22 protein-coding genes and 1 riboswitch are annotated in these 17,751 nt (G+C 31.4%); all 22 genes read left to right on the top strand.

Annotated features, from left to right (window positions below):
• Positions 1–132 precede the first annotated feature (132 nt).
• The 22 genes from BUA21_RS08835 to BUA21_RS08730 all read left to right on the top strand — a co-directional run bounded on the left by BUA21_RS08835 (position 133) and on the right by BUA21_RS08730 (position 17,743).
• Positions 133–342 carry a helix-turn-helix domain-containing protein gene (locus tag BUA21_RS08835; RefSeq protein WP_072744456.1) on the top strand — a complete coding sequence of 70 codons (210 nt, stop codon included), beginning with the start codon at positions 133–135 and terminating at the stop codon, positions 340–342.
• Positions 343–800: 458 nt separating this feature from the next.
• Complete coding sequence (locus BUA21_RS08830) at positions 801–1,802, top strand: ABC transporter ATP-binding protein (protein WP_072744455.1); 1,002 nt, start codon at positions 801–803, stop codon at positions 1,800–1,802.
• A 1-nt stretch (position 1,803) separates the two neighbouring features.
• Positions 1,804–2,769, top strand: coding sequence for an ATP-binding cassette domain-containing protein (locus tag BUA21_RS08825; RefSeq protein ID WP_072744454.1), 966 nt, complete (start codon positions 1,804–1,806; stop codon positions 2,767–2,769).
• On the top strand, positions 2,747–3,712 hold the full coding sequence (opp4B, locus tag BUA21_RS08820; protein ID WP_072744453.1) for an oligopeptide ABC transporter permease: 966 nt from the start codon (positions 2,747–2,749) through the stop codon (positions 3,710–3,712). Before BUA21_RS08825 ends, opp4B begins: the two co-directional genes overlap by 23 nt.
• A gap of 12 nt (positions 3,713–3,724) precedes the next feature.
• Positions 3,725–4,657: an ABC transporter permease gene (locus BUA21_RS08815; protein WP_072744452.1), complete on the top strand. Its 933-nt coding sequence runs from the start codon at positions 3,725–3,727 to the stop codon at positions 4,655–4,657.
• Between the two features lie 18 nt (positions 4,658–4,675).
• Positions 4,676–6,517 carry an oligopeptide ABC transporter substrate-binding protein gene (locus BUA21_RS08810; RefSeq protein ID WP_072744451.1) on the top strand — a complete coding sequence of 614 codons (1,842 nt, stop codon included), beginning with the start codon at positions 4,676–4,678 and terminating at the stop codon, positions 6,515–6,517.
• 108 nt (positions 6,518–6,625) lie between these two features.
• Positions 6,626–6,734, top strand: a riboswitch (TPP riboswitch).
• 65 nt (positions 6,735–6,799) lie between these two features.
• Positions 6,800–6,991, top strand: a complete 192-nt coding sequence (thiS, locus tag BUA21_RS14560; protein WP_072744468.1) for a sulfur carrier protein ThiS — start codon at positions 6,800–6,802, stop codon at positions 6,989–6,991.
• Between the two features lie 3 nt (positions 6,992–6,994).
• Positions 6,995–7,576, top strand: coding sequence for a sulfur carrier protein ThiS adenylyltransferase ThiF (thiF, locus tag BUA21_RS08800; protein WP_072744450.1), 582 nt, complete (start codon positions 6,995–6,997; stop codon positions 7,574–7,576).
• A 1-nt stretch (position 7,577) separates the two neighbouring features.
• Positions 7,578–8,375, top strand: coding sequence for a thiazole synthase (locus tag BUA21_RS08795; RefSeq protein ID WP_072744449.1), 798 nt, complete (start codon positions 7,578–7,580; stop codon positions 8,373–8,375).
• Entirely contained in the window at positions 8,372–9,478 is a 1,107-nt protein-coding gene (gene thiH, locus BUA21_RS08790; RefSeq protein WP_072744448.1) for a 2-iminoacetate synthase ThiH, read from the top strand. Before BUA21_RS08795 ends, thiH begins: the two co-directional genes overlap by 4 nt.
• Positions 9,463–10,089, top strand: a complete 627-nt coding sequence (gene thiE / locus BUA21_RS08785; protein WP_200796538.1) for a thiamine phosphate synthase — start codon at positions 9,463–9,465, stop codon at positions 10,087–10,089. The genes thiH and thiE overlap by 16 nt, the downstream gene beginning before the upstream one ends.
• Positions 10,090–10,144: 55 nt before the next feature.
• Positions 10,145–10,540, top strand: a complete 396-nt coding sequence (locus BUA21_RS08780) for an Asp23/Gls24 family envelope stress response protein (protein WP_072744447.1) — start codon at positions 10,145–10,147, stop codon at positions 10,538–10,540.
• A gap of 59 nt (positions 10,541–10,599) precedes the next feature.
• Positions 10,600–11,148, top strand: a complete 549-nt coding sequence (gene amaP, locus BUA21_RS08775) for an alkaline shock response membrane anchor protein AmaP (protein WP_072744446.1) — start codon at positions 10,600–10,602, stop codon at positions 11,146–11,148.
• A 20-nt stretch (positions 11,149–11,168) separates the two neighbouring features.
• Complete coding sequence (locus tag BUA21_RS08770) at positions 11,169–11,405, top strand: DUF2273 domain-containing protein (RefSeq protein ID WP_084604217.1); 237 nt, start codon at positions 11,169–11,171, stop codon at positions 11,403–11,405.
• Between the two features lie 47 nt (positions 11,406–11,452).
• Positions 11,453–11,866 carry a transcription antitermination factor NusB gene (gene nusB / locus BUA21_RS08765; RefSeq protein ID WP_072744445.1) on the top strand — a complete coding sequence of 138 codons (414 nt, stop codon included), beginning with the start codon at positions 11,453–11,455 and terminating at the stop codon, positions 11,864–11,866.
• Positions 11,859–12,824, top strand: a complete 966-nt coding sequence (locus BUA21_RS08760; RefSeq protein WP_072744444.1) for a hypothetical protein — start codon at positions 11,859–11,861, stop codon at positions 12,822–12,824. Before nusB ends, BUA21_RS08760 begins: the two co-directional genes overlap by 8 nt.
• 1 nt (position 12,825) lies before the next feature.
• On the top strand, positions 12,826–14,052 hold the full coding sequence (gene xseA, locus BUA21_RS08755; protein ID WP_072744443.1) for an exodeoxyribonuclease VII large subunit: 1,227 nt from the start codon (positions 12,826–12,828) through the stop codon (positions 14,050–14,052).
• Positions 14,039–14,272 (top strand): exodeoxyribonuclease VII small subunit, encoded by a 234-nt coding sequence (xseB, locus tag BUA21_RS08750; RefSeq protein WP_072744442.1) that lies wholly within the window; start codon positions 14,039–14,041, stop codon positions 14,270–14,272. Before xseA ends, xseB begins: the two co-directional genes overlap by 14 nt.
• 3 nt (positions 14,273–14,275) lie before the next feature.
• Positions 14,276–15,145 (top strand): polyprenyl synthetase family protein, encoded by an 870-nt coding sequence (locus tag BUA21_RS08745; RefSeq protein ID WP_072744441.1) that lies wholly within the window; start codon positions 14,276–14,278, stop codon positions 15,143–15,145.
• Positions 15,146–15,830: 685 nt separating this feature from the next.
• Entirely contained in the window at positions 15,831–16,430 is a 600-nt protein-coding gene (locus BUA21_RS08740; protein ID WP_072744440.1) for a CNNM domain-containing protein, read from the top strand.
• 21 nt (positions 16,431–16,451) lie between these two features.
• The gene (locus BUA21_RS08735; protein WP_072744439.1) at positions 16,452–17,255 is read left to right on the top strand and encodes a TlyA family RNA methyltransferase; all 804 of its coding nucleotides are present in this window, start codon (positions 16,452–16,454) and stop codon (positions 17,253–17,255) included.
• Between the two features lie 35 nt (positions 17,256–17,290).
• A complete protein-coding gene (locus BUA21_RS08730) occupies positions 17,291–17,743 on the top strand; it encodes an arginine repressor (protein WP_072744438.1) in 453 nt (150 codons plus the stop codon).
• Positions 17,744–17,751 lie beyond the last annotated feature (8 nt).

The following is a 17,751-nucleotide window of genomic DNA, read 5'->3' as shown; positions in this document are numbered from 1 at the left end:
AAGTAAATAGAAGAAAAAGAAAGATATAAAGAGATAAAATAGGAAAAGTGGAATATATATACGTACACCTTTCTTGCAATATGTACGTATATAATATACGCTAAATATGTAAATCTATAAGGAGGAAATATAATGGAGAAAATAAAGCTTGGACAAACTATAAAAAAATATAGAATTAAAAAAGGAATTACTATTAGGGAGTTGTCACAAACAACTAGCATATCTACTGGATTTATTGGAGATATAGAAGCTAATAGAAGTAGACCATCTTATGAAAATCTTGTTAAATTAGTTCAAGCTTTAGATATACCTATAGAAGATATTTTTACTACTAATAAATAAAAGAAAAATATATATTTATGGTATTGGAGAAATAGTTAATTTTAGCATATCTTTTTAATGCAATGTTAAACTATCATCCTAAAATTTAAATTTAGTAAAAATTTTGATAAATAGAAATTTTTGATTATATATAGAGCATGTAGTATATGTTAAAATTTACGCTAATTATACTCCCCCAATATGAGTATAGCGTAGTTCTTACTTTGTATTATGTAAAATATATAGTTTGAAGCGCATAATACAGAGTAAGAATGCTGCTCTATATAGAGTATATTCTATTTTAGTATTTGATTTGTGTGCTATATTTATGAATAATTTTAAATTTATAAAGTGAAATATAGAATCAGGAGGTGAATGACAATATGAAGGTGTAACATATGTTTATATAAGAATATTACAGCGAGTTAGTATTTTTCATAATATGGTAATGATGAATATATCAAGAAAGGAAATTGAAGATGAAAAGTGAAAAGATATTAGAAGTTAAAGATTTACACACTGCTTTTAGATTTGGAAATGAATATTTTGATGCAGTTGATGGAGTTTCTTTTTCCTTATATAAAAATGAGTTATTAGCAATTGTTGGAGAATCTGGTTGTGGGAAGAGTACTATTGCTAATTCTATAGTAGGATTGCATGATAAGAATTTTACTAGAGTTAGTGGAGAAATAATTTATGACGGAGAAAATGTAATTAATTATTCTGAAGAACAATTTAATGAAATTAGAGGGAAAGAGATTGGGTTTATTTTTCAAGACCCATTAGCATCATTAAATCCATTACATAAAATTGGAAAACAGATAGAAGAGACACTAATTTATCATACTGATTTAGATAAAAATCAAAGGCATGAAAGGGTTTTACAACTTTTAGATCAAGTAGGAATTGTTAATTCTGAAAGGACAGCCAATCAATTTCCTCATCAATTATCTGGTGGTATGCGACAAAGAGTTTTAATTGCAATTGCACTTTCATGTAAGCCTAATATTATTATAGCAGATGAGCCGACTACTGCACTAGATGTTACAATACAGGCCCAGATATTAGATCTTCTAACAAAACTTCAAAATGAGGTTGATGCAGGAATTATTCTTATTACTCACGATTTAGGCGTAGTTGCACAGATGGCAGATAGAGTTGCTGTAATGTATGCTGGGCAGTTTGTTGAGCTTGCTGAGGCGAGGGAACTTTTCAGTAATCCCCTTCATCCATATACAAGATCTTTATTACAGTCAATACCCCAATCTGATTTACCTGGAGAAGAGCTACATGTTATTCAAGGAATGGTTCCTTCTTTGAAAAATTTGCCAAGAGAAGGGTGCCGATTTGCATCGAGAATTCCATGGATTTCAGAATCAGAACATGAGGAAGAGCCTGTACTTCATGAGGTTTCAAAGGATCATTTTGTTAGATGTACTTGTTGGAAAAATTTCCGTTTTGAAGGTGAAGGGGGATGTTAATATGAGCTTTTTAGAAATAAATAATTTGAAAGTTCATTTTCCTATTCGTGGAGGTTTTTTTAATACTATAAAAGATTACACTTATGCAGTTGATGGAGTTACTTTTTCAGTTAATGAAGGTAAAACTTATGGACTTATTGGGGAATCAGGGTCTGGGAAAACTACAATTGGGAAAGCTATTGTTGGATTAGAAAAGCCAACGTCTGGAGAAATCTTATATTATGGGAGGCCAGTAAATACAAAAAAACTTAGGAAAAGGGCAGAATATAATAAGGAAGTTCAAATGATATTTCAGGATGTTTTATCAAGTTTAGATCCTAAAAAAAGAATTCGTGATATTATTGCTGAGCCAATTCGAAATTATGAAAATTTAACGAAGGAAGAAGAATTAGAAAGGATTTTAATGTTATTAAATATAGTTGGAATGCCTCCAGATGCTTTATATAAATATCCCCATGAGTTTTCAGGAGGGCAAAGACAGAGAATAGGAGTGGCAAGAGCAGTATCTTTAAATCCAAAACTTATTGTTGCAGATGAGCCTGTTTCTGCACTTGATTTATCAGTCCAAGCACAGGTTTTAAATTTTCTAAAAGAGATACAAAAAAAATTTAATTTAAGTTATATTTTTATATCTCACGATTTAGGTGTAGTAAAGCACATGTGCGATTATATTTATATAATGCATAAAGGAAGGTTTGTAGAAACAGGAACAAGGGATGATATATATAATAATCCTCAGCATATTTATACTAAAAGATTGATTGCAGCTATTCCAGAAATTGATGCTGAAAATAGAGAAAAGATTCGCAAAAGGAGATTTAAAGTTGAACAGGAATTTCAAGAAAAAGAAGATTTATTCTATGATGGCAATGGAAAAGTGTTTGATTTAGTTCAAATTTCCAAAACACATTATGTTGCAATAAAGGATAAGGAGGATTTAAAAAATGTGGAAAACAGTATTGCGTAGAGTATTGTTGATGATACCTCAGATTATTATATTGAGTATAATTGTCTTTACTCTTGGTAAGATGATGCCAGGGGATCCTTTTACAGGGCTAATAACTCCAGATACTGATCCTGTAGCACTTGAAGAATTAAGAGAAAAAGCTGGACTAAATGATCCTATACCTGTTCAATATAAAAATTGGATTGTTAGAATTTTGAAGGATAGAGATTTTGGAAGATCCTATACTTATAAATTACAGGTTTCTACATTAATTGGTGAGAGAGCTAAAAATACATTATGGCTGTCATTATTGACTTTGATATTGACATATCTAATAGCTATACCACTAGGTATTCGTTCTGGACGATATCAGGGCTCTCGTTTTGATAAGGGAGTAATAATATATAATTTCATTAGCTATGCTATACCTACATTTGTTTTAGGATTGATATTTTTGTTAATATTTGGATATAGATTAAAATGGTTTCCTACTTCAGGTTCTGTTGAAGTAGAATTTCAAAAGGGAACAGCTTCTTATTTTGGCAACAAGTTATATCATATGATTTTGCCTGCAATTACAGCTGCAATTTTGAGTACTACAGGAATCATACAATATTTAAGGAATGAGATAATTGATGCTAAGACTCAAGATTATGTAAAGACTGCTAGAAGTAAAGGGGTTCCTACAGATAAGGTTTATACTCATCATATATTTAGAAATTCATTACTTCCAATAGCCGCATTCTTTGGATTTACGATTACAGGGCTTTTAAGTGGTTCAGTTTTTATTGAGACAATTTTTAGCTATCCAGGAATGGGTGAATTGTTTATTACATCAATTAATAGTAGGGACTATGCAGTAATGAATGCATTAGTTTTGTTGTTTGGAATTTTGACACTAATGGGAAGTTTATTGTCAGATATAATTATGACGATCGTTGATCCAAGAATAAGGATAGAATAGGAGGTAACAAATATGAGCAAAGGAGAAACCAATATAAAAACTGTTGCCTCTGAAATAGATGAAGAAGAATTAAAGACCATTAGTGAAGTTCCATCTTTTTGGAAAGTTATAAAGAGAGAATTTAAAGTTGATAAGTTGGCGACGGTTTGTTTTTATATATTGATTATTATTTTTGCAATTGTGTTAATTGGTTCTTTTGTGGTTGATCAAGAAAAAATTATGAAAATAGATTTAAGAAACAAATATAAAGCACCAGGAGAAGATTTTATTTTAGGTACAGATATTGGAGGAAGGTCAATTGCAGGGCAATTGTTGATAGGTGGTAGAAATTCTATCTTAATAGGTTTTGCTGTTACAATATTGACATCTGTAATAGGCATAATTGTTGGGTTGATTACAGGTTATTATGGAGGAAAAGTTGATAATGTAATAATGAGAATATGCGACTTTATTTCAATACTACCTACTACATTACTTATTATAACATTTGTAGTTGTTATTCCCAATTATAATATGGGACACTTTATATTCATTATGAGCATATTTTATTGGGTAGGCATGACTAGATTAGTAAGAAGCAAAGCTCTGTCAGAAAGCAAAAGAGACTATGTAAATGCATCAAAGACAATGGGAACCAGCGATTTGAAGATTATGTTTGGAGGTATTTTGCCTAATATTAGTTCGATTATCATTGTTGATTTAATTTTAAGTTTTGCTGGAAATATTGGGATTGAAACTGGATTATCATTTTTAGGATTTGGGTTACCACCTTCAACGCCTTCATTAGGAACTTTGGTATCCTATGCTAGAACTCCAGGTGCAATGTCAAGTAAATTGTGGCTATGGTTGCCTGCATCATTGCTAATATTAGTAATGATGTTATGTATAAATTATGTAGGGCAAGCAGTTAGAAGAGCATCAGATGCAAAGCAAAGGTTAGGATAAAAAAGGGGGAAAAGAAAAATGAAAAGAGTTTGGAAGACTATTATTCCATTAGTATTGGTATTATCACTTTTATTGACAGCTTGTGGGAAAAAGGCAGAGGTATCGAAAAAAGAAGATAAACCAAAAGAAGAAACCAGTCAAGAGGAAGGTGAAGATAAAAAAGAACAAACGGGAGAAATAGAGTTACCTTATCCAAAACTTCTCCAGAAAGATGGGGAAACAGTTGGGGGAACTCTTAATATGGCATTAGTATCAGATACACCTTTTGAAGGTATATTTAATACATTCTTATCTGAAAATGCTACAGATATGACATTGGCGGGGCCAATATGTGGAAGTTTTTTGAAATCTGGCCCAGATCATGAGATTGTTGACGGAGGTTATTGCGATATTGAATTTAATAAGGAGAATAAGACAGCAACTTATAAGATCAATAAAGATTTGACTTGGTGTGATGGAGAGCCAGTGACTGCTGATGATTTAATTTTTGTATATGAGTGTATAGGAAGTAAAGACTATACAGGGGTAAGATATGACAGTGATTATCAAAATGTTGTAGGCATGGAAGAATACCATGATGGCAAAGCGGATACTATTTCAGGGCTTAAGAAAATTGATGACAAAACACTTGAAGTAACTTTCAAGGAATTTTATCCAGGCATAATGTGGGGCGCTGGGCTTACTTATGACCCTGAGCCGAAACATTATTTGGAAGATGTTCCATTGAAAGATATGGAGGCTGATGACAAAGTTAGATTGAAACCAGTATCCTGTGGGCCATTTATGATTTCTAATGTGGTTCCAGGTGAATCAGTGGAATATGTTCCAAATCCATATTGGTTTGGAGAAAAGCCTAAAGTTGATAAAATCGTTTATAAAAGGGCAAATCCGGATACTATTGTAGAAGCATTGAAATCGGGAACATTTGATGTTGTTGATGGAATCAATGTTGATAGCTACCAAGAGTATAAAGATTTGAGTAATATTACACTATTATCTAATATAGAAAATTCTTATGGATATATTGGGTTTAAGCTAGGAAAATGGGATTCTAAAGCTGGAGAAGTTGTAATGAATCCAAATGCCAAGTTGGCAGATGTAAAGTTGAGGCAAGCAATTGCATATGCTACGAATAATGAAGAAGTAGCAGAAATGTTCTACAATAACTTAAGAATACCTGCTAATTCTTTGATTGACCCAGGTCATGCTACTTTCTGGAATGCTGATCAAGAAGGATATAAATATGATCCAGAAAAGGCAAAGGAAATTCTTGATGAAGCTGGCTATCTTGATGTAGATGGAGATGGAATGAGGGAAGATCCAAAAGGCAATAAATTAAAGATCAATTTTCTTGCAATGTCAGGTGGAGATATTGCTGAACCATTAGCTCAATTTTATATCCAATGTTGGAGAGATGTTGGATTAGATGTTGGTTTGCAAAATGGTAGATTGATAGAAATGAATGCTTTCTATGATATGGTTCAAAAAGATAATGAAGATATTGATTTATATATGGGAGGTTGGGCTACTGGCTCAAATCCAGATCCGTCAGGCTTATATGGGAGAAAAGCCCAATTCAACTTTCCTAGATTTGCAACAGATGAAAATGATAAGTTGTTAGCTGCCATTGCCTCTGAAGATGCAATTGGAGAAGATGGAATTGATTATGACTATCTACTAAAAGCTTATCATGATTGGCAAGAATATATGTTTGAACAAGTTCCAGTAGCACCAACTCATTTTAGAATTGGTTTAACAGCTATTAATAATAGGGTTAATTATTGGGATTTAAATACAGTTAGTGATTGGGGATGGGAGAAAGTCGGATTATTATCTGATACTCCTGAGAAAGCAAAGTAATAAGAGCTTAAATTAGATATAGGAAGGAATATGTTTTAAATACAAAGTCTAATGAATTTTTGTTAGACTTTGTATTTAATGATTTTATTTAATCGCTAAAATTGAATACTCTAAACAGAGGGGAGCTTATGTAATAGGCTGAGAAAGGAATTTTATTCCTGACCCTATGAACCTGATTTGGTTAATTCCAGCGAAGGGACTTGTTTATTTTATTATGAAAATGAATTAAACTGTATGTTTCTTTTGGAAATACAGTTTTTTATTTTTATAGGAGGTGAAGAGATGATAATAAATGGTGACAAAAAAGACTATCTTTCAGAAATTACTATAAAGGAAGTTATAGAAAAGCTAAATTTATCAGAAAACAAGATCGTAGTAGAAGTTGATGGAGAAATAATACCTAGAGAAAATTATTCCAAAGAATTAAATGAAAATAGTAAAGTGGAGATAGTTAGCTTTGTTGGGGGAGGCTAAAATATGGAAAAGGATAAAATAAAGAATGCAAAAATTGGCATAGCGGGACTAGGAGGTCTTGGATCTAATATTGCTGTTTCTTTGGCAAGAATTGGCATAGGAAAGCTTCTGCTTGTAGATTTTGATATAGTTGAACTTTCTAATTTAAATAGGCAATATTATTTTTTAAAACATATTGGAATGTATAAAGCGGATGCATTGGAAGAAGTTATTAGAAATATTAATTCTGAAATATCTTTAAAAATAAAAAAGATAAAAATTGACGAAGAAAATGTAGTAGAACTTTTTAAAGATGTGGACATACTTGTAGAAGCTTTGGACAATCCAGAAGAAAAGGCAATGCTTGTAAATACTTTTTTAAAGAATTTTAAAGATAAGAAAATAGTTGCAGCTTCAGGTATATCAGGTTATTCTTCTAGTAATTTAATAAAGACAGAAAAGGTTTTGGATAATTTATATATCTCAGGAGATGGTGAGTTTAACTGTGATACAAAAGATTTATTTTTAGCACCTAGAGTAGCCATTGTGGCTAATCATCAAGCTAATATGGTATTAAGGTTGATACTTGGAGAGGAGGAAGTTTAAAGTGGAAAAAAATAAGGATACTTTAAATATTGGAGGTAGAGAGTTAAAAAGTAGGCTTTTTATTGGAACGGGAAAATTTGGCGACAATAGAATATTGCCTGAAGTTATTGAAAAAAGCAAATCAGAAGTTATTACTATGGCTATAAGAAGAGTTAATTTAGATTCAAAAGATAAAATTGACAATATATTTGAATTTATTCCAGAGGATTGTGTAATTTTGCCTAATGCTTCAGGGGCTAGGGATGCAGAGGAAGCAGTAAGAATTGCGAGAATGGCAAGAGCTATGGGCTGTGGTAATTGGATTAAAATTGAAATAGTATGGGACAATAAATATCTTCTTCCAGATAATGAAGAAACAATAAAGGCTACGGAGATACTGGCTAAAGAAGGATTTGTAGTTCTTCCATATATGAATCCAGATTTAATAGCAGGAAAGAGACTTATAGAAGCAGGAGCTCAAGCAGTTATGCCTTTAGGTTCTCCTATTGGTTCAAATAGGGGAATTAGAACTGAAGAAATAATAAAAATAATGATAGATGAATTAGATATTCCAATAGTAGTCGATGCAGGAATAGGAAGACCATCAGAAGCTTGTCATGCTATGGAAATGGGTGCTGCAGCAGTGCTTGTAAATACTGCTATAGCCACATCTAAGGATCCAATAAAAATGGCAGAGGCCTTTTCATCAGCAATAGAGGCAGGTAGAAATGCATACAAAGCAGGATTAGGTAGACAAATAAATACAGGTTGTGCATCATCTCCTCTTTTAGGATTTTTACACGAAGGTGATAAAAATTGAGTTTTTATAATGTAATAAATTCATATAAAGATTTTGATTTTGAAAGTTTTTTAAATGAAGTAGATGATAATGATATTTTAAATATATTGGAAAAAGATAAATTGGATCAATATGATTTTTTAGCTCTTCTTTCTCCAATAGCAAGAAAGCATTTAGAAGAAATAGCGGTAAAAGCTCGTGAAGTTCATTTAAAGCATTTTGGAAAATCCATAGTATTATTTACACCTATGTATATAGCAAATTATTGCGTAAATAAATGTGCCTATTGTAGTTATAATTTTGATAATAGTATTAAAAGAAAAAGTATGACCTATGAGCAAATAGATTTAGAATCTAGAAAAATATTAGAAACAGGTTTAAAAAACATATTAATTTTAACTGGAGAAGATAAAAAGAGAAGTTCAGTAGATTATATTTTAGGTGCAATAGAGGTTTTAAAAAAGTATTTTGATTCTATTTCCATAGAAATATATCCTTTGTCTGTAGAAGATTATGAAAGAATGGTTCAGGCTGGAGTAGATGGCCTTTCTATATATCAGGAGACTTATGATGAAGAAGTTTATGATAGAGTGCATTTAAGTGGTCCTAAGAAAAATTATATGTTTAGATTAGATGCACCAGAAAGGGCTCTAAAAGCTAATATGAGATCTGTAACCATAGGTCCGTTATTGGGACTTGATGATTGGAGAAAAGAGACTTTTTTTGGAGGATTACATGCAGAGTATTTACAAGACAAATATCCTTTTGCTGAAATTGGAGTTTCGGTGCCTAGAATTAGACCATGTACAAAGGATTTTAATAATATAAAAACTGTAGATGAAGTAGATTTAGTTCAAATACTATTAGCTTATAGATTGTTTTTACCCTATGCAAGTACTACTGTTACCACACGGGAAGGCAGATTTATGAGAGACAATTTAATCCCTATATGTATTAGTAAAATGTCTGCTGGTGTATCTACTGAAGTAGGTGGCCATTCTTTAGAAGAAAATGCAGGTGATGAGCAATTTGAAATATCAGATTCAAGAAGTGTGGATGAAGTTAAACAAGCAATACTTGAAAGAGGCTATCAACCTATAGTTAAAAATTGGATGAAAATATAAAGGTGGTATATATGTTATATTTAGTGACAAATAGACATATTGTTAGAGGAAATTTTTTAAAAAACATTGAAAATGCTCTAGCTGGAGGAGTAGATAGAGTTATTCTTAGGGAAAAAGATTTAGAGTGTAAAGAACTATTTCTTTTATCTAAATATGTAAAAGTTATAACTGACAGATATGATGTTCCTCTTATTATAAATGGCAATATAGATGTGGCAGAAAAAACAGGAGCCTATGGTTTTCATTGTGAATTTCAAGATTTTATTGAGAATAAATATAAATATGATGGAGTCTTAGGAGTTAGTATTCACAGTATAGAAGAAGGCGTTAAATGTGAACAGTTAGGAGCAGATTATATTTTAGCAGGTCATATATTTGAAACGGAATGTAAAAAGGGTTTACCTCCAAGGGGAATAGAATTTTTAAAAGAACTTAAAGAAAATGTTTCTATTCCAATAGTGGCTATTGGAGGCATAGATGAAAAAAACGCAAAAAAAGTTATGAAAGTGGGAGTAGAGGATATAGCAATTATGTCCTATATCATGAAAAGTGAGGATCCATATTTTTCGGCAAAAGTTTTAAAAAGTACCATAGAAATGTTTGTAAACTAGCCTTACTTCTGGTATAATAATCGTATATAGTTTATAAAATTGGAGGTGGGAAAAAATGGCAGATATTATTGATAATGAAGGAATGGAATATGGTTCTGTAAAAATAGCTAATGAAGTTGTAGCCATTATAGCTGGTTTAGCAGCTACTGAGGTTGATGGAGTTGCAGGGATGAGTGGTGGTGTGACCAGTGGTATTACAGAAGCACTTGGAATGAAAAGTTTGTCTAAGGGAGTAAAAGTAGAAGTAGGAGAAAAAGAGTGTGCAATCGATCTTTTTGTTGTAATAAATTACGGTTCTAGAATTTCAGAAGTGGCTGAATCTATACAGGAAAATGTTAAAAATGCTGTTGAAACAATGACAGGACTAAATGTTGTTGAAGTAAATGTTAGTGTTCAAGGTGTAAATATACCTAAAGAAGAAAAAGTAGAAGAGGAACCTAGAGTTAAATAAATATTTACCCTCTGAACGTTCAGAGGGTAAATTTAGTATTTTTTAGGAGGAGGAGAAATTTGAATATCATAGATAGATTGATTTTAACAATATATACTTTTTGCCTTACGGTACTTTCTATATTGTTAATATTATTTCCTTTTGATCAATTTGATTTTTTGTCAATAAATAGTATGACTGGATATTTGGAATCCATGAAGGGCAATTATGCATATTCAATTGTAGGACTGGCTTTTTTGTTGGTAAGTATTAGATTTTTAATCTCTGGTGTTAAAGGAAATAAAAAATCTAAGAAAGAAACTTTTTTAATTAGACATACAAATTTTGGAGAACTAAAAATCTCGACTCAAACTGTTGAAGGTTTGGTAGAATCAGTTGCTAACAAATTTACAGGCATAAGAAATGTTAAAACTACAGTAGATGTTTTTGAAGGAGTTTTAACTATATATTTGAAAGGTGAGGTTTCACCTGAAATAAATATTCCTGAAACAACTATTGAACTTCAGGATAAAGTAAAGGATCATGTGGAAAAATGTACAGGAGTAGAGGTAAGTGAAGTTAGAGTTGAAATTAGCAACGTAACAGCACCAACTAGAGTTGTAAAATAATTTGTAGAGGTGTTTTGAAGGTGGCTAAGGAGAAATTTTTAGAATTTATTCAAATATTGGAAGAAAATAAGGGAAAAACCATTGGCACGATCATAGGGTTTGTCATTGCTATACTTGTATTAACTATTGGCTTTTTTAGGACTCTATTTATAGTTTTATGTACGTGGTTCGGCTTTTATTTAGGAAAGAAAAAAGACAATCAAGAAGATTTCAGGGAAATATTGGATAGAATACTTCCTCCAGGTAGGGAAAAATAAATTTAGATTAACAAATTAATATTAGCTTATATTCAAGGAGGAAAGATATGAGTAGAAAAGTAGCAAGAGAAGAAACCATGAAAATATTATTTCAAATGGAAATCAATAAGGATTATTCTGATGATAGCATGAACACATACATAGTTGAACACGAATTTACAGATGATGAAACTCAATATATAAATCATGCAGTGGGAACAATCACGAATAATCTGGGAAAAATTGATGCAATCATAGGAAAGCATATAAAGGGATGGAAGATATATAGATTGGCAAAAGTTGATTTATCTGTTTTAAGAATAGCAATATATGAACTTAAATTTAGAGAAGATATTCCGATAGAAGTTTGTATAAATGAAGCTATAGAAATATGTAAGAAATATAGTACAGAAGAGTCGGCAAAATTTGTCAATGGTGTATTGGGTAGTTTTGTACGTACAGAGATGAGCAATGATGAATAACTATTATTTGGGAATTGATACAAGTGCATATACTACTTCTGTTGCAGTTATTGATGAAAACAATGATATTATATTTGACTTAAGAAAGATTTTAGAAGTAGAAAAAAATAAAAAGGGCTTAAGACAGCAGGAAGCAGTTTTTCAACACATAAAGAATTTACCTTTGATTTTGGATGAAATGACTAAATCAATTGAAACTAGAAGGATAGTATCTGTATCTACTAGTGGAAAACCAAGAGATAAGGAAGGATCGTATATGCCTGTTTTTACAGTGGGTAAAGGACAGGCATATATTATATCTAAAATTTTAGATGTGCCTTTCAAAGAATTTAGCCATCAAGAAGGGCATATTGGAGCGGGTATGATGAATTCTCAACTTGAGAAAGTAGACCGATTTTTAGCATTTCACATATCAGGAGGAACTACAGAATTGCTCCTTGTAGACAACAATAAGACTAATTTGAATATAGATATAGTAGGTGGAACTTTAGATATAAGCATAGGACAGCTTGTTGATAGAATTGGTGTGAAATTGGATTTTGAGTTTCCGTGCGGCAAGGAGATGGATAATATATCTCAGAGTGGCAATATTGTTGATGAAAGATTATCACTGAAAATAAAGGATACTTGGGCCAATTTTTCTGGATATGAGAATTTTTTTGCTAGATTAATTGATAGTGGGAAATATAAAAAAAAGGACATAATTAGAACCTTGTTCTATACAATTTATTTAAGTTTAGAAAAAATAATTTTATATGGATGTAGAAAAAATGATGTAAATGATGTACTGTTAGTAGGTGGAGTGGCTTCTAATTTATTTATAAGAGAAAATCTTAAGAACAATTTATATATTCACGATATAAATATATATGTTCCAGAAAGGCCATTTTGTTCGGACAATGCTATAGGAGTATCTTATTTAAGCAAAAATAAAGCTGGTCATATATGGGGGTTTTAGTATGTCTGGTAAACCTTTAAAGGTGAGTGAAGTAAATCAATACATAAAAAGGGTATTAGCTAGCGATTTTATCTTAACCAATCTATGTGTGGAAGGAGAAATTTCTAATTTTAAGCATCATTATAGTGGTCATATGTATTTTTCATTGAAAGATGAAAAAAGTAGAATAAGATGTGTGATGTTTAAAAATGACAACCAGTGTGTTGACATAAATTTAAAGGATGGCATGAAAGTTATTGCTTCAGGATATATATCAGTTTTTGAAAGAGATGGAGATTATCAGTTTTATGTAAAAAACATTAGGGAATCTGGTCTAGGAGATTTGTATATAGCTTTTAATAAATTAAAAAATAAATTGGAATTAGAAGGACTTTTTGATGAAGCTCATAAAAAAAGTATTCCTAGATTTCCTCAAAAAATTGGAGTTGTTACTTCATCTACTGGCGCAGCTATTAGAGATATAATTAATGTCATAAATAGAAGGTTTCCTATAGCTGATTTAATAGTATATCCAGTTTTGGTTCAAGGAGAAGGGGCACCAAAAGAAATCATCGAAGGTTTAAGTTATTTTGATAATAGAGAGGATATAGACCTTATCATTACAGGTAGAGGTGGGGGTTCTATTGAAGAATTATATGCTTTCAATGATGAATCTCTTGCAAGAACAATATATAGTCTAAAAAAACCAATTATATCTGCTGTAGGTCATGAAACAGATTTTACTATTGCGGATTTTGTGGCTGATTTAAGAGCTCCGACTCCATCAGCTGCAGCTGAATTGGCAGTGCCAGAAGTAGATAGTTTGAAATGTAGTCTAAATGATGATTACAATAAATTGATTAACAGCATTTTAGCTTTTAAAGAATACAAATCTAGAGAATTGGAATATTATAAAAACAAATTAGATTATAACAATCCTGAGACTAAATTAAATCAAAATAGGCAGTATATAGATAGTTTATTTAAAGACTTAAATAAAAATTTTAATATGAAGATAGAAACTTATTATAGAGAAATTGAAAAGCTAGGAGATAAATTGAATTTACTTAGTCCATTGTCATCTCTAAATAGAGGATATTCAATTTTATTGGATCAAGATGGGGAAGTTATTAAAACGGTGGATAATCTAAAAATTGATGATAAATTTACTATAATATTAAAAAATGGTATGATTGAAGGAAAAGTGGTAAAAATTAATAAAGGGGAGTTTGAGGATGGATTTAAATAATATTCCTTATGAAGAAGGAGTAAAGGAACTTGAAGAAATAATTGATAAACTTGAAAATGAAGACTTATCTCTAGAAGAAGCTTTTAATTATTTTAAAAACGGTATCGAATTGTACCAATACTTGTCTAAAAGATTGACCGAAGTTGAAGGAGAAATTAAAATAATATTAAAAGATGAAAAAGGGGTGGAAATAGAAGAAAGTTTTCAAATGGAGGGTTAATTGATGAACTTAACAGAAGAAATTTTAGAAATACAATCAGTTATAGATGAGGAATTAAATAGTCTGTTTATAGGCAAGTCAGGATATCAGGAGAAGATATTTGAAGCTATGAAATATAGCCTTTTTACAGGTGGTAAAAGAATAAGGCCTATATTGCTTTTAAAAAGTTGTCAATTGATAAATGGAAGCTATGAAGAGGCCATACCTTTTGCATTGGCTATGGAAATGATACATACATATTCGCTCATACATGATGATTTACCAGCTATGGACAATGATGATTTTAGAAGGGGAAATCCAACTAATCACAAAGTGTTTGGGGAAGCTATTGCAATTTTGGCAGGCGATGGACTTTTAAATTTAGCCTATGAAACAATGATTGAATATATTTTAAGTAAATCCAATGACAAGGAAAGCTTTTACAGATATATTAAAGCTTTTAAGGAGATATCTAATGCTGCAGGTGTGGATGGAATGATTGGTGGTCAGGTTGTTGATATTTTGTCTGATAAAAAGGGTATAAATAAAACAGAACTACAATTCATGTATGAATGCAAGACTGCAGCTCTTATTGAGGCATCTACTGTATCTGGAGGAATTATAGGCGGTGGAAGTGCAACTGAGATAGAGGCTTTGAGGCAATATGGCAATTCTATTGGTATTGCATTTCAAATCAGAGATGATATCTTGGATAAGGATAGTGATGAAGAAATAAATAAAACTACTTATTTAACTTATCATTCTTTAGATAAAGCTGAAAAAGAAGTAAAAAGATTGAGTGAAGGTGCACAAGAAGCTTTAAAAATATTTGAAAATAGGGATACTATGTTCTTGGCAGAATTTGCAAAATGTCTAATTTATAGGAATAAATAATATGTTTTTGAAATTGAAATTCATAAAAATTTATGCTATAATAGGTTTGGCTTAGAGTGGCACAGTATTCTAGTCAGCGCAACTATTTCTGAAGGCGGGGCTAAAAATCCGTCAAAGGGCATATCGATGAAGTTCCTGGTTTTGGCTTTCGACGCCCAGTTGGGGGCTATTTCTGGGAGTAAGAAGGATGGGGCGATCCACAATGGCATGTGGGCGTTGACCCTACCTTCGTGGAGACTTGTCATTTTGGCAATATGACAAGATAAACCTGCTATGTAACTAATTATTACATGCAGAGTAGCCTGCCTTGAGTGAAATAGGCAGATGACAAGTTCGGTTTTATTTTCGGAAGGGCCCGAAGAAAATAAAATTTTGTTGTCGAAACCTATTTTGCAAAAGAGGCTAAGGAATAGAATGGCTGTTGAGGAAAACTCCTAGACTGTTCTACCAAGGGAGATGTGTTAAGGATTACAGTGCGGACTAAGTGGTAATCTAGTTTTACTTTTGGCGACAGAGTAGAGACAGTATTAAAGGGAAACCGCTGATATGGCGACATTCAGTTGCTGTCTGGGAAATCCTGCTAGACCTTAAGCCGTAAGATTTACTTAACATATCGCCACTCGTGTGGGCTGATAGCATTTGCTATCAGCTTTTGTTCTATTATGAATTGGAGGGTTAGTAGTAGATGAAAAAGAAAGATGATGACAGCATTCCGCGAAAGCGGAATAAAAGGTGGATTGTTGTTACAATATTTTGGACTTTTCTAATGGCAGTTTTTTTTAGTTTAATTACAGAAAATTTAATGGCCAATCTTGATATATTAGCAGCTTTTTTAATATTAATAGTTATAATATTAATAGGGATTATATTTGATATTATAGGTATTGCCGTTACTGCTTCTGATGAGAAACCTTTTCATGCTATGGCAGCAAACAAAGTTGAAGAAGCTAAATATGCGGTTAAATTAATCAGGAATGCTGGACAAGTTTCAAATTTTTGTAATGATGTTATTGGAGATATTTGTGGAATTATTAGTGGTGCAGCTGGAACGACAATTATCTATAAACTAATTGAGCGATACGATTTTAAAAGTGGCACGATGTTGAGTATCATAGTTACAGCTTTAATTGCTTCTTTTACTGTTGGAGGTAAGGCTATAGGTAAGGGAATAGCAATGGACAATTCTGAAAAAATCATTTTTCAAATATCTAAGATGCTTAAATTTATAGAAAATACTTTTAAGATCAATATTTTACATGAGGAAAAAAAAGAAAAAAGGAATTAGATAATACTTAGGAGAGATTGTATGAGTAAAGAAAGAATAGATATACTTCTTGTAGAAAAAAATTTAGTTGAATCAAGAGAAAAAGGTAAGAGACTCATTATGGAAGGTATAGTATTTGTTGATGATAAGCGTATCGATAAACCTGGTGAAAAAGTAGATGTAGATAGCTCTATTGTCATAAAGGGCAATTCAATTCCCTATGTGAGTAGAGGTGGACTTAAATTGGAAAAGGCAATAGAATATTTTAAATTAGATTTAAAGGACAAAGTTGCATTAGATATAGGGGCTTCTACAGGTGGTTTTACAGATTGTATGATTAAAAATGGGGTCAAAAAAGTGTATGCTATTGATGTAGGATATGGTCAAATAGATTGGACGCTAAGACAGGATAAAAGAGTTGTATTAAAGGAAAGAACTAATATAAGATATGTAACTAAGGAAGATATTGGAGAATTAGCTGATTTTGCTTCAATTGATGTTTCTTTTATATCGTTAAAACTGGTTTTGCCAGTGGCTATGGAATTGATTTCAGACGATGGCGAAATAGTTTCATTGGTTAAGCCTCAGTTTGAAGCTGGAAGAGAGAAGGTTGGCAAAAAAGGAATAATAAAGGATCAAAGAGTGCATAAAGAAGTACTTTTAGATATTTATAGATTTTGCTTAAATACAGGCCTTTTTGTTAAAGATATTACTTATTCACCTATAAAAGGTGGTACAGGAAATATAGAATATCTGTTTCACTTAAAAAAGTATAGCAATAGTGATAAAAAAAACATTGAAAAATTAATTGAAGAAGTTGTTTCTAATTCACACACAATGTTATAATTTTGTGAAAGCTATTCAGATCAAAGGAGGGAATTATGAAGAAGTATGCTAGACAAAGAAAAATATTGGAATTAATAGAAAAATACGAGATAGAAACTCAGGAAGAATTGGCCGATTATTTAAAAAAGTCTGGTATTGATATTACTCAAGCTACAATTTCAAGAGACATAAAAGAATTGAGATTGGTTAAAGTTTTAACTAATAGTGGAAAATATAAATATGCGGTTATTGATGACAATGTGGAAGGTACTACAGATAGATTGATAAAAATATTTAAAAGTTCAATAGTGAATTTTGATGTGGCAGGCCATATTTTAGTTATAAAAACATTACCTGGCGCTGCTCAAATATGTGCTTCTGCTATAGATGTTTTAAAAATTGAAGGAATTGTAGGTACCATAGCTGGTGATGATACAATTTTTGTAGCTATTGGTGATATAGAAAATATTGATACTGTAATTAAGTCTTTTCAAAAATTACTCAATTAAACGGGGGT

Source organism: Sporanaerobacter acetigenes DSM 13106 (assembly GCF_900130025.1).
Taxonomy (GTDB): domain Bacteria; phylum Bacillota; class Clostridia; order Tissierellales; family Sporanaerobacteraceae; genus Sporanaerobacter; species Sporanaerobacter acetigenes.
The sequence above is the reverse complement of the archived record's forward strand: the minus strand, read 5'-3'. Positions and strand labels throughout refer to the sequence as shown.

Excerpts from the sequence above, each read along its gene's own strand:
- BUA21_RS08835 (WP_072744456.1), top strand. The coding sequence starts at position 133 with ATGGAGAAAATAAAGCTTGGACAAACTATAAAAAAATATAGAATTAAA.
- BUA21_RS08830 (WP_072744455.1), top strand. The coding sequence starts at position 801 with ATGAAAAGTGAAAAGATATTAGAAGTTAAAGATTTACACACTGCTTTT.
- BUA21_RS08825 (WP_072744454.1), top strand. The coding sequence starts at position 1,804 with ATGAGCTTTTTAGAAATAAATAATTTGAAAGTTCATTTTCCTATTCGT.
- opp4B (WP_072744453.1), top strand. The coding sequence starts at position 2,747 with ATGTGGAAAACAGTATTGCGTAGAGTATTGTTGATGATACCTCAGATT.
- BUA21_RS08815 (WP_072744452.1), top strand. The coding sequence starts at position 3,725 with ATGAGCAAAGGAGAAACCAATATAAAAACTGTTGCCTCTGAAATAGAT.
- BUA21_RS08810 (WP_072744451.1), top strand. The coding sequence starts at position 4,676 with ATGAAAAGAGTTTGGAAGACTATTATTCCATTAGTATTGGTATTATCA.
- thiS (WP_072744468.1), top strand. The coding sequence starts at position 6,800 with ATGATAATAAATGGTGACAAAAAAGACTATCTTTCAGAAATTACTATA.
- thiF (WP_072744450.1), top strand. The coding sequence starts at position 6,995 with ATGGAAAAGGATAAAATAAAGAATGCAAAAATTGGCATAGCGGGACTA.
- BUA21_RS08780 (WP_072744447.1), top strand. The coding sequence starts at position 10,145 with ATGGCAGATATTATTGATAATGAAGGAATGGAATATGGTTCTGTAAAA.
- nusB (WP_072744445.1), top strand. The coding sequence starts at position 11,453 with ATGAGTAGAAAAGTAGCAAGAGAAGAAACCATGAAAATATTATTTCAA.
- BUA21_RS08760 (WP_072744444.1), top strand. The coding sequence starts at position 11,859 with ATGAATAACTATTATTTGGGAATTGATACAAGTGCATATACTACTTCT.
- xseA (WP_072744443.1), top strand. The coding sequence starts at position 12,826 with ATGTCTGGTAAACCTTTAAAGGTGAGTGAAGTAAATCAATACATAAAA.
- xseB (WP_072744442.1), top strand. The coding sequence starts at position 14,039 with ATGGATTTAAATAATATTCCTTATGAAGAAGGAGTAAAGGAACTTGAA.
- BUA21_RS08745 (WP_072744441.1), top strand. The coding sequence starts at position 14,276 with ATGAACTTAACAGAAGAAATTTTAGAAATACAATCAGTTATAGATGAG.
- BUA21_RS08740 (WP_072744440.1), top strand. The coding sequence starts at position 15,831 with ATGAAAAAGAAAGATGATGACAGCATTCCGCGAAAGCGGAATAAAAGG.
- BUA21_RS08735 (WP_072744439.1), top strand. The coding sequence starts at position 16,452 with ATGAGTAAAGAAAGAATAGATATACTTCTTGTAGAAAAAAATTTAGTT.
- BUA21_RS08730 (WP_072744438.1), top strand. The coding sequence starts at position 17,291 with ATGAAGAAGTATGCTAGACAAAGAAAAATATTGGAATTAATAGAAAAA.